Annotated in this window: 12 protein-coding genes; all 12 read left to right on the forward strand. The window is 74.4% G+C overall.

Annotated features, from left to right (window positions below; all coding sequences use genetic code 11):
- Positions 1-303: 303 nt before the first annotated feature.
- The 12 genes from argC to tyrS all read left to right on the forward strand — a co-directional run bounded on the left by argC (position 304) and on the right by tyrS (position 12798).
- Positions 304-1398, forward strand: a complete 1095-nt coding sequence (argC, locus tag NF338_RS15315; RefSeq protein WP_264031563.1) for an N-acetyl-gamma-glutamyl-phosphate reductase — start codon at positions 304-306, stop codon at positions 1396-1398.
- Entirely contained in the window at positions 1395-2606 is a 1212-nt protein-coding gene (gene argJ, locus NF338_RS15320) for a bifunctional glutamate N-acetyltransferase/amino-acid acetyltransferase ArgJ (protein ID WP_264031564.1), read from the forward strand. Before argC ends, argJ begins: the two co-directional genes overlap by 4 nt.
- Entirely contained in the window at positions 2603-3589 is a 987-nt protein-coding gene (argB, locus tag NF338_RS15325; protein ID WP_264031565.1) for an acetylglutamate kinase, read from the forward strand. The genes argJ and argB overlap by 4 nt, the downstream gene beginning before the upstream one ends.
- A gap of 50 nt (positions 3590-3639) precedes the next feature.
- Positions 3640-4953: an acetylornithine transaminase gene (locus tag NF338_RS15330; protein WP_264031585.1), complete on the forward strand. Its 1314-nt coding sequence runs from the start codon at positions 3640-3642 to the stop codon at positions 4951-4953.
- On the forward strand, positions 4953-5888 hold the full coding sequence (argF, locus tag NF338_RS15335; protein WP_264031566.1) for an ornithine carbamoyltransferase: 936 nt from the start codon (positions 4953-4955) through the stop codon (positions 5886-5888). The genes NF338_RS15330 and argF overlap by 1 nt, the downstream gene beginning before the upstream one ends.
- The gene (locus tag NF338_RS15340; RefSeq protein WP_043655538.1) at positions 5885-6421 is read left to right on the forward strand and encodes an arginine repressor; all 537 of its coding nucleotides are present in this window, start codon (positions 5885-5887) and stop codon (positions 6419-6421) included. The genes argF and NF338_RS15340 overlap by 4 nt, the downstream gene beginning before the upstream one ends.
- An 86-nt stretch (positions 6422-6507) precedes the next feature.
- On the forward strand, positions 6508-7737 hold the full coding sequence (locus tag NF338_RS15345; RefSeq protein ID WP_087471855.1) for an argininosuccinate synthase: 1230 nt from the start codon (positions 6508-6510) through the stop codon (positions 7735-7737).
- A gap of 53 nt (positions 7738-7790) precedes the next feature.
- Positions 7791-9218 carry an argininosuccinate lyase gene (argH, locus tag NF338_RS15350; RefSeq protein WP_264031586.1) on the forward strand — a complete coding sequence of 476 codons (1428 nt, stop codon included), beginning with the start codon at positions 7791-7793 and terminating at the stop codon, positions 9216-9218.
- 25 nt (positions 9219-9243) lie between these two features.
- Positions 9244-9885 carry a uridine kinase gene (locus NF338_RS15355; RefSeq protein ID WP_264031567.1) on the forward strand — a complete coding sequence of 214 codons (642 nt, stop codon included), beginning with the start codon at positions 9244-9246 and terminating at the stop codon, positions 9883-9885.
- A complete protein-coding gene (locus NF338_RS15360) occupies positions 9882-10631 on the forward strand; it encodes a hypothetical protein (RefSeq protein ID WP_264031568.1) in 750 nt (249 codons plus the stop codon). The genes NF338_RS15355 and NF338_RS15360 overlap by 4 nt, the downstream gene beginning before the upstream one ends.
- Before the next feature lie 25 nt (positions 10632-10656).
- Positions 10657-11352 carry a DNA-3-methyladenine glycosylase gene (locus NF338_RS15365; RefSeq protein ID WP_264031569.1) on the forward strand — a complete coding sequence of 232 codons (696 nt, stop codon included), beginning with the start codon at positions 10657-10659 and terminating at the stop codon, positions 11350-11352.
- A 174-nt stretch (positions 11353-11526) separates the two neighbouring features.
- Positions 11527-12798: a tyrosine--tRNA ligase gene (tyrS, locus tag NF338_RS15370; RefSeq protein WP_264031570.1), complete on the forward strand. Its 1272-nt coding sequence runs from the start codon at positions 11527-11529 to the stop codon at positions 12796-12798.
- Positions 12799-13280 lie beyond the last annotated feature (482 nt).

Here is a 13280-nt window from a genome sequence, read left to right on the forward strand (position 1 = left end):
GACCGGACCGCCGAGCCTGTGCCGCGGGTCGTGCGGTGACGCCCAGGACGAGCGGTGGGGTCGGACCGTGTGCGAAGGACGTCAAAGGCGCACTCCTAGAACACCCGCCCGGAAGACCGAGGCGACGGTGCGCCAGTCCGAGCACACGGTCCGACCCCACCGCGGACCCGACCCCGCGGGCACGAGTCCCGACCCCACCGCGGACCCGACCCCGCGGGTACGAGTCCCCGCCCCACCGCCGACCCGACGGCGCGTACCGTAGGCGGGACCTCCGACCCGACCGTTGCATAAGTATGTATAGTGATGCATATGACGATCAGAGTCGCGGTCGCGGGTGCGTCCGGGTACGCCGGCGGGGAGACGCTCCGCCTGCTTGCCGGGCACCCGGAGGTGGAGATCGGCGCCGTCACGGCGCACAGCAACGCGGGGTCGCTCCTCGGCGAGCACCAGCCGCACCTGCGATCCCTCGCCGACCGCGTGCTGCTGCCGACGAGCGTCGAGCACCTCGTGAGGCATGACGTCGTCGTGCTGGCTCTGCCGCACGGCGCGTCGGGCGAGATCGCGGCGCAGCTCCCGGACGACGTGCTCGTGCTGGACCTGGGCGCGGACCACCGGCTGGAGTCCGCGGCGGACTGGCAGGCGTTCTACGGGTCGGACCACGCGGGCACGTGGCCATACGGACTGCCGGAGCTGCTGCTCACGAGCGACGCCGGGGCAGGCGCGAGAGAGACCAAGCAGCGCGAGCGGCTCGCCGGTGTGCGCCGCATCGCGGTGCCGGGCTGCAACGTCACGGCCGTCACGCTCGGCATCCAGCCGGGCGTCGCGGCGGGCCTCGTCGAGGGGCGCGACCTCGTGGCGGTGCTCGCCAACGGGTACTCGGGCGCGGGCAAGTCGCTCAAGCCGCACCTGCTCGCCTCCGAGGCGATCGGGTCGGCCCAGCCGTACGCCGTCGGCGGGTCGCACCGGCACATCCCGGAGATCGCGCAGAACCTGCGGGCCGCGGGGGCCCCGGCCGTGAGCATCTCGTTCACGCCGACGCTCGTGCCCATGTCCCGGGGCATCCTCGCCACGGTCACGGCGCGCCTGTCCGACGACGCCGCGCGCCTCGACCCCGCCGAGCTCGACGCGCGCGTGCGCCGGGCCTGGGAGGACGCGTACGTCGGCGAGCCGTTCGTCCAGGTGCTGCCGGCGGGCCAGTGGCCCACGACGGCGATGACGCTCGGCGCCAACACGGCCCTCGTCCAGGTCGCGGTCGACCACGCGGCGGGCCGCGTCGTCACCGTCACGGCGATCGACAACCTCGTCAAGGGCACCGCGGGCGCCGCGGTGCAGTCCATGAACATCGCGCTCGGCCTGCCGCAGACGGCGGGCCTCACGACCGAGGGGGTCGCCCCGTGACCGTCACCACCCCGCAGGGCTTCCGGGCCTCTGGCGTCGCCGCCGGGCTCAAGTCCACGGGCGCCCGCGACGTCGCGCTCGTCGTCAACGACGGGCCGCTCGACGTCGCCGCGGCCGTCCTCACGACGAACCGCGTGTTCGCCGCGCCGGTCGCCTGGACGCGGCAGGCCGTGAGCGACGGGCGCGCGACGGCCGTCGTGCTCAATTCGGGCGGCGCCAACGCGTGCACGGGGCCGGAGGGCTTCGCCGACACGCACCGCACGGCGGAGCACGTCGCCGACGTGCTCGCGACGTCGGCGGGCGACGTGCTCGTCTGCTCGACGGGCCTCATCGGCGTGCGGCTGCCCCTGGAGAAGCTGCTCGCCGGGGTCGACGCCGCCGCGGCGGCGCTCGCGGACCCGGTCGCGACGGTCGACGGCGGCGGCGACGCCGCGCTGGCGATCATGACGACGGACACGGTGCCCAAGACCGTCTCCGTGGTCCGCGAGGTCGCGGACGCCACCGCGCCGGACGGCGCGGCGACGTGGACCGTCGGGGGCATGGCGAAGGGCGCGGGCATGCTCGCACCGGGCCTTGCGACGATGCTGTGCGTGCTCACGACGGACGCCGTCGTCGACGCCGCGACGGCCGACGCCGCGCTGCGCGCCGCCACGCGCACGACGTTCGACCGTGTCGACTCCGACGGCTGCATGTCGACGAACGACACCGTGATCCTTCTGGCCTCCGGCGCGTCCGGGGTCGAGGTGACGCTCGACGAGCTCACGGACGCCGTGGCCGAGGCGAGCGCGTCGCTCGCGCGCCAGCTCGTGGCCGACGCCGAGGGCGCGAGCCACGACGTCGCCGTCACCGTGGTGAACGCGTCGAGCGAGGACGCGGCCGTCGCGGTCGCGCGCGCCGTGACGCGCTCCAACCTCTTCAAGGCCGCGATCTTCGGCAACGACCCGAACTGGGGGCGCATCGTGTCGGCGGTCGGGACCGTCCCCGAGGACGTCGCGCCGTTCGACGCGCTCCTGCTCGACGTGACGGTCAACGACGTCCAGGTGTGCCGGGCCGGGGGAGTGGGCGAGCCCCGCGAGCTCGTCGACCTCGCCGCCGAGCGCGAGGTGCGCGTCGAGATCGACCTGCACGCCGGCTCCGCGAGCGCGACCGTCTGGACCAACGACCTCACGCACGACTACGTCCACGAGAACAGCGCGTACTCCTCATGAGCGACCTCACCACGCCCACGCCCCACCCGGACGACGCCGCGTTCGACACGCGCACCGACCTGCGCCCCGAGCAGAAGGCGGAGGTGCTCGTCGAGGCCCTGCCGTGGCTGGAGGAGTTCGCCGGCGCGCTCGTCGTCGTCAAGTACGGCGGCAACGCCATGGTCGACGACACGCTCAAGGCCGCGTTCGCCGAGGACATGGTGTTCCTGCGCCGCGTCGGCCTGCGCCCGGTCGTCGTGCACGGCGGGGGCCCGCAGATCTCCGCGATGCTCGACCGCCTCGGCATCGAGTCGGAGTTCCGCGGGGGCCTGCGCGTCACGACGCCGGAGGCGATGGACGTCGTGCGCATGGTCCTCACCGGCCAGGTCTCGCGCGAGCTCGTCGGCCTCATCAACGCGCACGGCCCGTACGCCGTCGGGCTCTCGGGCGAGGACGGCGGCCTGCTGCAGGCCCAGCGCCGGCACGCGACCGTGGACGGCGAGCCGGTCGACGTCGGGCTCGTCGGCGACGTCGTCGAGGTGCACCCGTCCGCGGTCCAGGACCTGCTCGACGCCGGCCGCATCCCCGTCGTGTCGACCATCGCCCCCGACCTCGAGGACCCGACCCAGGTGCTCAACGTCAACGCCGACACGGCCGCCGCGGCGCTCGCGGTCGCGCTCGGCGCGAAGAAGCTCGTCGTCCTGACCGACGTCGAGGGCCTGTACACGTCGTGGCCGGACCGCGGGTCGCTCGTCGCGCAGATCACGCGCTCGGAGCTCGCGGCGCTCCTGCCGTCGCTCTCGGCGGGCATGGTCCCCAAGATGGAGGCGTGCCTGCGCGCCGTCGAGGGCGGGGTCCCCGCGGCGACGGTCATCGACGGCCGCGTGCCGCACTCGACGCTGCTCGAGGTCTTCACCACCGAGGGCAACGGGACGATGGTCGTCCCCGACGCCGCGGGCGCTCCGGCGCCCGCGCTCACCACGACCGCCGGAGGAGCCGCGTGAACGCGCTCGACCACCCGACGGGCGCGCCCGCGCCCGCACCGACGACCACCGTGACGGCCCCCGCCGACGGGTCCGTCGCGCAGTGGACCGACCGCTACGCCCACGCCGTCATGGACACGTTCGGCCCGCCGCAGCGCGTCCTGGTGCGCGGCGAGGGCGCGTACGTGTGGGACGCCGACGGGAAGCGGTACCTCGACCTGCTCGCGGGCATCGCGGTCAACGCGCTCGGCCACGCCCACCCGACGCTCACGGCCGCCGTCTCGGCCCAGCTCGGCACGCTCGGGCACGTGTCGAACTTCTTCGGCACCCCGACGCAGATCGCGCTCGCCGAGCGCCTGCTCGCGCTCGCGGAGGCGCCCGAGGGGTCGCGCGTGTTCTTCACGAACTCGGGCACCGAGGCGAACGAGGCGGCGTTCAAGATGTCGCGCCGCACGGGCCGCACGCGGGTCCTCGCGCTCCAGGGCGGCTTCCACGGGCGGACGATGGGCGCGCTCGCGCTGACGTCGAAGGCCGCGTACCGCGAGCCGTTCGAGCCGCTCCCCGGCGGCGTCGAGTTCGTCGCGTTCGACGACGTCGCCGCGCTCGAGGAGGCCTTCTCGCCCGCGGCGGTGGCGGCCCGCGGCGAGGTCGCCGCGCTCGTCGTCGAGCCCGTGCAGGGCGAGGCCGGCGTGCGCTCGCTCTCGCCGGGCTACCTCGTCGCCGCGCGCGAGCTCACGGCGCGCCACGGCGCGCTGCTCGTCCTCGACGAGGTGCAGACCGGCGTCGGGCGCACCGGCTCGTGGTTCGCCTACCAGCAGCCCGAGGTGGGCGGCGGCGTCGTGCCCGACGTCGTCACGCTCGCCAAGGGGCTCGGCGGCGGCTTCCCCGTCGGCGCGGTGGTCGCGTACGGCGAGCGCGCGGCGACGCTGCTCGGCCGCGGTCAGCACGGCACGACGTTCGGGGGCAACCCGGTCGCCGCCGCCGCGGCGCTCGCGACGCTCGGGGTGATCGAGCGCGACGGGCTCCTCGAGAACGTGCGGACCGTCGGGGCGCTCCTGCGCGACGGGATCTCCTCGGCAGGCAACCCGCTCGTCGCCGGGGTGCGCGGTCGTGGTCTCCTGCTCGCCGTCCAGCTCACCCGGCCCGTCGCGGCCGACGTCGCGCGCGCGGCTCTCGACGCCGGGTTCGTCGTGAACGCCGTCGCGCCCGACGCGATCCGCCTCGCGCCGCCCCTGATCCTCACGCCCGACCAAGCACGCGACGTCGTCGCGTTCTTCGCGGCGGTCGCCGTCCCCGAGGACCCGGCCGCCGCGGCGACCGGCCCCTCCGCACCCGGCACCGCGGACCCCGCCTCCACGACCGCCCCCACGACGAGGAGCTCCTGATGGCCCCCCGGCACTTCCTGCGCGACGACGACCTGACGCCCGCCGAGCAGCGTCAGGTCCTCGAGATCGGCCTCGCGTTCCGCGACGACCGCACGTTCCGCCAGCCGCTCGCCGGCCCGCAGGGCGTGGCCGTGCTGTTCGACAAGCCGACGCTGCGCACGCAGCTCTCGTTCGCGACGGGCATCGCCGAGCTCGGCGGCTTCCCGGTCGTCGTGGACGGCCGGCTCGCCCAGGTCGGCGTGCGCGAGTCCGTCGCGGACGTGACGCGCGTGCTCGACCGGCAGGCGTCGGCGATCGTGTGGCGGACGTTCGGCCAGGACCGGATCGAGGAGATGGCGGTGATGAGCCGGGTCCCCGTCGTCAACGCGCTCACCGACGACTTCCACCCGTGCCAGATCCTCGCGGACCTGCTGACGATCGCCCAGCTCCGCGGCGGCACGGGCGCGCTCGCGGGCCAGACGCTCGCGTACGTCGGCGACGGGGCCAACAACATGGCCCACTCCTACCTGCTCGGCGGCGCGACCGCGGGCCTGCACGTGCGGGTCGGGACGCCGGACGGGTACCCGCCCCACCCGGTGTTCGTCGCCGACGCCGAGCGGATCGCCGCCGAGACGGGGGGCTCGGTGCTCGTCACGTCCGACCCGGTCGAGGCCGTCGCGGGCGCCGACGTCGTCGCGACCGACACCTGGGTGTCCATGGGGGACGAGGCCCAGGCCGAGCAGCGCGCGCTCCCGTTCGTGCCCTACCAGGTGAACGACGACCTCCTCGCGCACGCGAAGGACGACGCGATCGTCCTGCACTGCCTGCCCGCCTACCGGGGCAAGGAGATCACCGCCGAGGTGATCGACGGCCCCCGCTCGGCGGTGTGGGACGAGGCGGAGAACCGGCTGCACGCGCAGAAGGCGCTGCTCACGTTCCTCCTGGAGCGGTCGTGACCGAGGCCCGGACGGCGACGACCAAGACGGCGCGCCACGCGCGCATCGCCGAGATCGTGCGCCGCACCGAGATCCACTCGCAGGCCGAGCTCGCGCGCGAGCTCGAGCGCGAGGGGCTGTCGGTGACGCAGGCGACGCTGTCGCGCGACCTCATCGAGCTGCGCGCCGAGAAGGTGCGGGGCGCCTCGGGCGCGCTCGTGTACGCCGTGCCGGGGGAGGGCGGGGACCGCAGCGTGCAGACCGCGGAGTCGCCCGAGTACCTCGCGGCCCGGCTCGCGCGCCTGTGCTCGGAGATGCTCGTCTCGGCCGAGGCGTCGGCGAACCTCGTCGTGCTGCGCACCCCGCCCGGCGCGGCGAACTACCTCGCGTCCGCGATCGACCACTCCGTGCTGCCGCACGTGCTCGGGTGCATCGCGGGCGACGACACGATCCTCGTCATCGCGCGCGACCCCGACGGCGGGGCCGACCTCGCGCGTCGCTTCCTCGAGCTGTCCGGGCCCCACGGGGGGCCCGTCCCCGGCACGCCGGACTGACCGCCGTCGGACCACGTCCCGCGCGGCGGAGCGCCCTGCGAGACTGGACCACGGACCCCACCCGCACGTCACAGAAAGAGACCGTCATGACTGAACGCGTCGTGCTCGCCTACTCGGGCGGCCTGGACACGTCGGTGGCCATCGGCTGGATCGCCGAGGCCACGGGCGCCGAGGTCGTCGCCGTCGCGGTCGACGTCGGCCAGGGCGGGGAGGACCTCGAGGTCATCCGGCAGCGCGCCCTCGACTGCGGCGCCGTCGAGGCGTACGTCGCCGACGCGCGCGACGAGTTCGCGGCCGAGTACTGCATGCCCGCGCTGCGCGCGAACGGCCTCTACCTCGACCGGTACCCGCTCGTCTCGGCGATCTCGCGCCCGGTCATCGTCAAGCACCTCGTGCGCGCGGCGCGCCAGTTCGGCGCGACGACCGTCGCGCACGGCTGCACCGGCAAGGGCAACGACCAGGTGCGCTTCGAGGTCGCGACGACGTCGCTCGCGCCCGAGCTCAAGACGATCGCGCCCGTGCGCGACCTCGCGCTGACGCGCGAGAAGGCCATCGAGTACGCGGAGAAGCACTCCCTGCCCATCGCGACGACCAAGCACAACCCGTTCTCGATCGACCAGAACGTGTGGGGCCGTGCGGTCGAGACCGGCTTCCTCGAGGACATCTGGAACGCCCCCACCAAGGACGTCTACAACTACACCGACGACCCGACGTTCCCGCCCGTCGCGGACGAGGTCGTCGTCACGTTCGAGCAGGGCATCCCCATCGCGCTCGACGGCGTCGCGGTGACGCCGTTGCAGGCGATCCAGGAGATGAACCGCCGCGCGGGCGCGCAGGGCGTCGGCCGCATCGACATCGTCGAGGACCGCCTCGTCGGCATCAAGTCCCGCGAGGTCTACGAGGCCCCGGGCGCCATCGCGCTCATCGCCGCGCACCAGGAGCTCGAGAACGTCACCCTGGAGCGCGAGCAGGCCCGCTTCAAGCGCGGCGTCGAGCAGCGCTGGACCGAGCTCGTCTACGACGGCATGTGGTTCAGCCCGCTCAAGCGGTCCCTCGACGTGTTCATCGACGACACCCAGCGGTACGTCTCCGGCGACGTGCGCCTCGTGCTGCACGGCGGGCGCGCGACCGTCACGGGCCGCCGCTCGGAGGCGAGTCTGTACGACTTCAACCTGGCGACCTACGACGAGGGCGACTCGTTCGACCAGTCGCAGGCCAAGGGATTCATCGAGATCTACGGTCTCACCGCGAAGCTCGCCGCCGCGCGCGACGAGAAGTTCGGCAACGGTGTGGACCTCGGGGCAGGAGCACTGTGAGCACGCACGACCAGCAGGGACCGGAGACCACCACGCCCGTCAAGGACGGCGCGGTGGCGGCGGCCAACGACGGGGGAGGGCGCGTGAGCCTGTGGGGCGGCCGCTTCGCCGGCGGTCCCGCCGACGCGCTCGCCGCGCTGAGCAAGTCGACGCACTTCGACTGGCGCCTCGCGGGCCAGGACGTCGCGGGCTCGAAGGCGCACGCGAAGGTCCTGCACGCCGCGGGCCTGCTCGACGACGACGAGCTCGACGGCATGCTCGCGGCGCTCGAGCGCCTGCGCGAGGACGTCGCGTCGGGTGCGTTCGTCGCGGCCGACGACGACGAGGACGTGCACACCGCGCTCGAGCGCGGCCTCATCGAGCGGGCCGGTCCCGAGCTCGGCGGCAAGCTGCGTGCGGGCCGGTCGCGCAACGACCAGATCGCGACGCTCACGCGCATGTACCTGCGCGACGAGGCGCGCACCATCGCGGGGCTGGTGCTCGACGTCGTCGACGCGCTGATCGAGCAGGCCGCCGCGCACCCCGGCGCCGCGATGCCCGGCCGCACGCACCTCCAGCACGCGCAGCCCGTCCTGCTCGCCCACCACCTGCTCGCGCACGCGTGGCCGCTGCTGCGCGACGTCGACCGCTTCATCGACTGGGACGTGCGCGCCGCGCGCTCGCCGTACGGGTCGGGGGCGCTCGCGGGCTCGTCGCTGGGCCTCGACCCGGCGGCCGTCGCCGCCGAGCTCGGGTTCGACGGCCCGGTCGAGAACTCGATCGACGGCACGGCGTCGCGCGACGTCGTGGCGGAGTTCGCGTTCGTCGCCGCGATGCTGGGCGTCGACCTCTCGCGCCTCGCGGAGGAGGTCATCCTCTGGGCGACCAAGGAGTTCGGCTTCGTGCGCCTGCACGACTCGTACTCCACGGGGTCGAGCATCATGCCGCAGAAGAAGAACCCCGACGTCGCCGAGCTCGCGCGCGGCAAGGCGGGACGCCTCATCGGCGACCTGTCGGGCCTGCTCGCGACGCTCAAGGGTCTGCCGCTCGCGTACAACCGCGACCTGCAGGAGGACAAGGAGCCCGTGTTCGACCAGGTCGACACGCTCGAGGTGCTCCTGCCCGCGTTCTCCGGCATGGTCGCGACGCTGACGTTCGACACCGAGCGCATGGCCTCGCTCGCGCCGCAGGGCTTCTCGCTCGCGACGGACGTCGCCGAGTGGCTCGTGCGCGAGGGCGTGCCGTTCCGCGTCGCGCACGAGGTCGCGGGCGCGTGCGTGCGGGTGTGCGAGGAGCGCGGCATCGAGCTGTGGGACCTCTCGGACGACGACCTCGCGTCGATCTCCGAGCACCTGACGCCGGGTGTGCGCGACGTGCTGAGCGTCGAGGGCTCGCTCGCGTCGCGCGACGCCGTGGGCGGCACCGCCCCCGTCCGGGTCGCCGAGCAGCTCGAGGCCGCGAAGGAGCGCTCGGCCGAGTATCGCTTCTGGGCCCAGGACTGACGGCGCCCGGGCCGAGGGTGCGTGCGTGAGCGTCGACCAGGACGTCCTCGCGGACCTCGTGCGCCGCGTGCGCGACGCCGTCCCGCGCCTCTGCTCGTCGACCGGCCCGTCGACCGGCCCGGGCGACGAGCCCGCGGGAGGCGGCGCGACGACGTCGGGCACCCGGCTCGTGGTGATCGACGGGCCGGCGGGCTCGGGCAAGACGACGCTCGCCGCCCAGCTCGGCGGGGCCTTGCCCGCGCAGGTGCTCCACATGGACGACCTGTACGAGGGCTGGCGGGGGCTCGAGCCGGCGTGGAGCCGACTGGAGGAGTGGGTCCTCGCGCCCCTCGCCGCGGGTCGTCCGGGTCGGTACCGCCGCTTCGACTGGGCGCTCGACCGCTTCGCCGAGTGGCACGACGTCGCCCCCGCGCCGTACCTGGTCGTCGAGGGGTGCGGGGCGGGCCGGCGGGAGGCGGACGACGTCGCGGCGCTGCGCGTGTGGGTCGAGGCCCCGGACGACGTGCGGCTGCGGCGCGGGCTCGACCGGGACGGCGAGGACCAGCGCGAGCACTGGCTCGCCTGGATGGCCGACGAGCGCGCGCACTACGCGCGCAACGCGTCGCGCGAGCGCGCGGACGTCGTGCTCGACGGGTGGGGGACCGTCGTGCGCGCGGGGCACCGATGAGCGCCGTCCGGGAGGACGCGTCGGACGCGCAGGTCGAGGCCGCCCGGTCCGCCTGGGCCCGCGCCGTCCGGACGACGGACGGTCTCGCGATCGGGGTGTCGGCGTACGCCGTCGTGGGCACGGCGACCGCCGTCGTCCTCGCCGCGACCGCCCGCACGACGTCCCTGTCGACCCTGTTCCTGCTGCCGAGCCGGTTCGACTCCGGGGGGACCTGGTGGGTGTGGGACGTCCCGACCGGCCACGTCTGGTGGATCACCCTGGGCGTCCTGATGCCGCCCGCGATCGCGACGCTCGTCGGCGCACGGCGGACGCGCCGTCGGCGGGCCGAGATCGAGGCAGGGCTCGCGCGCGAGGGCGGACGCCTGCCCGTGGCCGGGTCGTCGACGTCACCTCGACCACGACGCGGCGCTCGGGGCGCTCCCACTGCGGCGCAGCGACGTGCTCGGGAGGACGCGGCGGCCCGTCGGCGGGTCGTCCGGCAAGGGCGCTGGGTGGAGCGCAGGCGCGCCTACCCGGCACCGCTCGCGCTCCTCGGCACTGTCCTGGCGGCGACGGCGGGGACCTGGTGGGTGCTCGCGCTGGTCGTCGCCTGGTCCGGGCCTGCGGCCCCGGACCGGCTGCGGAGCGTCGCGCCCGGCTGCTGGGTTCCCGCCACCTGGGTGAGCGTCGCCCTGGTCGTCGTGCTGGCCTGGTACGTGGGCCCGCGCCCGCCGCGGCGGAGCCCGCGCGTGGGCGACGGGGCGTAGATTGCCCACGACGGAAGGTGGTGCGATGTCGACGGACGCCGTGACGCAGACGACGGGGAGCGGTGACTCCCGTGCCGTCGGACCGTGGGACGTCCCCGCCCGGGGCTGGTACGCGCGCGACGTCCACGAGGTCGCCCGGGACCTGCTCGGGTCGTTCCTCACCCGACGCGGCGACGACGGCGACGTCACCCTGCGGATCACCGAGGTCGAGGCGTACGACGGCGAGCGCGACCCGGGCTCTCACGCCTTCCGCGGGCGGACGGAGCGCAACCGCGCGATGTTCGGCGAGCCCGGGCGGTTGTACGTGTACCGGCACCTCGGCCTGCACCACTGCGTCAACGTGGTCTGCGGGCCGCTGGGCCGCGCGTCCGCCGTCCTGCTGCGCGCGGGCGAGGTGACCGACGGCGTCGACCTCGCGCGGGCGCGCCGGCTCGCCGCCGGGAGGTGCGACTCCGACCGCCAGATCGCGCGGGGTCCCGCGCGTCTCGCGGTCGCGCTCGACCTCGACCTGCGCCAGTACGGTGCCGAGCTGACGGACCCCGAGGGCGAGCTCGTGGTGCACCGTGGGACTGCCACGACGCTGCGTCCCGCGATCGCGACGGGCCCGCGCGTCGGCGTCTCGGGCGACGGGGGAGACGGAGACCTGTACCCGTGGCGCTCGTGGCTCACGGGAGACCCGACGGTCTCGTCCTACCGCCGTGTGAGCGCCCGGGCGCGGTGAGTCACGCTGCCGGGCCGCGGTGTGCGGCCGCGACGGCGCGACCGTGCGCCTGACGCGCCGGCCGTCCCGTGGGCGGTGGCCGACGGTGGCCGCGCGGCACGGCAGACTAGGACCCGCCTCCCGCACGGGCGGCGGAGCACGTGCCCGGAGCGGGCACTCGACGAAGGAGCAGAAGTGAGCGACGTTCTCGACGAGCTGCAATGGCGGGGCCTGGTGGCGCAGTCCACCGACGAGGCTGCGCTGCGCGCCGCGCTGGCCGAGGGCCCGATCACGTACTACTGCGGTTTCGACCCGACGGCGCCGAGCCTGCACCACGGTCATCTCGTGCAGCTCGTCGTGCTGCGTCACCTCCAGCTCGCGGGCCACCGCGCCGTGGCGCTGGTGGGCGGGGCGACGGGCATGATCGGTGACCCGCGCCAGTCGGGCGAGCGGGTGCTCAACACCAAGGAGACCGTCGCGGAGTGGACCGAGCGCCTGAAGTCGCAGGTGTCCCGGTTCCTCGACTTCGAGGGCGACAACCCCGCCCGGCTCGTGAACAACCTCGACTGGATCTCCGAGCTGTCGGCGATCGACTTCCTGCGAGACGTCGGCAAGCACTACCGGCTCGGCACGATGCTCGCGAAGGACACGGTCGCGCGCCGACTGCGCTCCGAGGAGGGCATCAGCTTCACCGAGTTCAGCTACCAGATCCTCCAGGGGATCGACTTCCTCGAGCTGTACCGCCGGCACGGCGTCTCCCTCCAGACGGGGGGCAACGACCAGTGGGGCAACCTGCTCTCGGGCGTCGAGCTCATCCGCAAGACCGAGGGCGCGGCCGTGCACGTGCTCACCACGCCGCTCATCACCAAGGCCGACGGCACCAAGTTCGGCAAGACGGAGGGCGGGGCGGTCTGGCTCGCACCCGACATGATGAGCCCGTACGCCTTCTACCAGTACTGGCTCAACGCCGCGGACGAGGACGTGGTGGGCTGGCTGAAGATCTTCACGTTCCGCACGCGGGAGGAGATCGCCGAGCTCGAGGCCGCGGTGCGCGAGCGCCCCGGGGCGCGCGAGGCGCAGCGCGCGCTCGCCTCGGACGTCACGACCCTCGTGCACGGGGCGGAGGCGACGGCGTCCGTGATCGCCGCGAGCCAGGCGCTCTTCGGCCGGGGCGAGCTCGCCGGCCTGGACGCGGGAACCCTGGGCGCGGCGGTCGCGGAGCTCCCGCGCACGACGGCGCAGGTGGGCGACGCGGTCGTCGACCTGTTCGCGGCGTCGGGCCTCGTCGCGTCGAAGGCTGCCGCTCGTCGGGCGGTGGCCGAGGGTGGCGCGTACGTCAACAACGTCAAGGTGACGAGCGAGGACGCAGTCCTCGCGGCGGGGGACCTGCTGCACGGGCAGTTCGCCCTCCTGCGCCGAGGGAAGAAGACGCTCGGCGTCGCGGTCGCGGACGGCGCGGCCGGCTGAGCAGCCGAGTCGCCCTGAGGACGAAGGGGCCGGACCGCGTCGAGCGGGACCGGCCCCTTCGTCGTCCCGTCGTGGTGGGAGGACAGAGCGACCCGCCCATCCCGCGCCGCGACGGGGCGCCGCGAGCCGAGCGGCGGACGGCGCTGCCGCGCGGGCAACGGGAGCGCACCACACGGATTTGGCACCCGGTCGGAGCGCGTGTAGTGTTCTCGACGTTCGCCCGGCAGGGAGGAACGGACACCGGTTCTCGATCACACGAGACGGTGGCTGGTCCCCCGGGCGGTCCCCCCGAGAAGGACACGGAGCCTCGCGCGCCGTGACATGATCGGGGCTGCTGGTTCCCCGGCTCCCTCCGCTCGGATCACCGAGTTGGAGAGGGCGCAGAGGATCTGGTAGATTTGAGAAGTTGCCCCAAGCGAGGTTCTGCCCGGTCGGGTGGTGCTGAGTTGGTGTGTGTCGGTTGTTTGAGAACTCAACAGTGT

The sequence above is a fragment of the Cellulosimicrobium sp. SH8 genome (assembly GCF_025818875.1).
In the GTDB taxonomy this organism is placed as follows: Bacteria; Actinomycetota; Actinomycetes; order Actinomycetales; family Cellulomonadaceae; genus Cellulosimicrobium; species Cellulosimicrobium cellulans_D.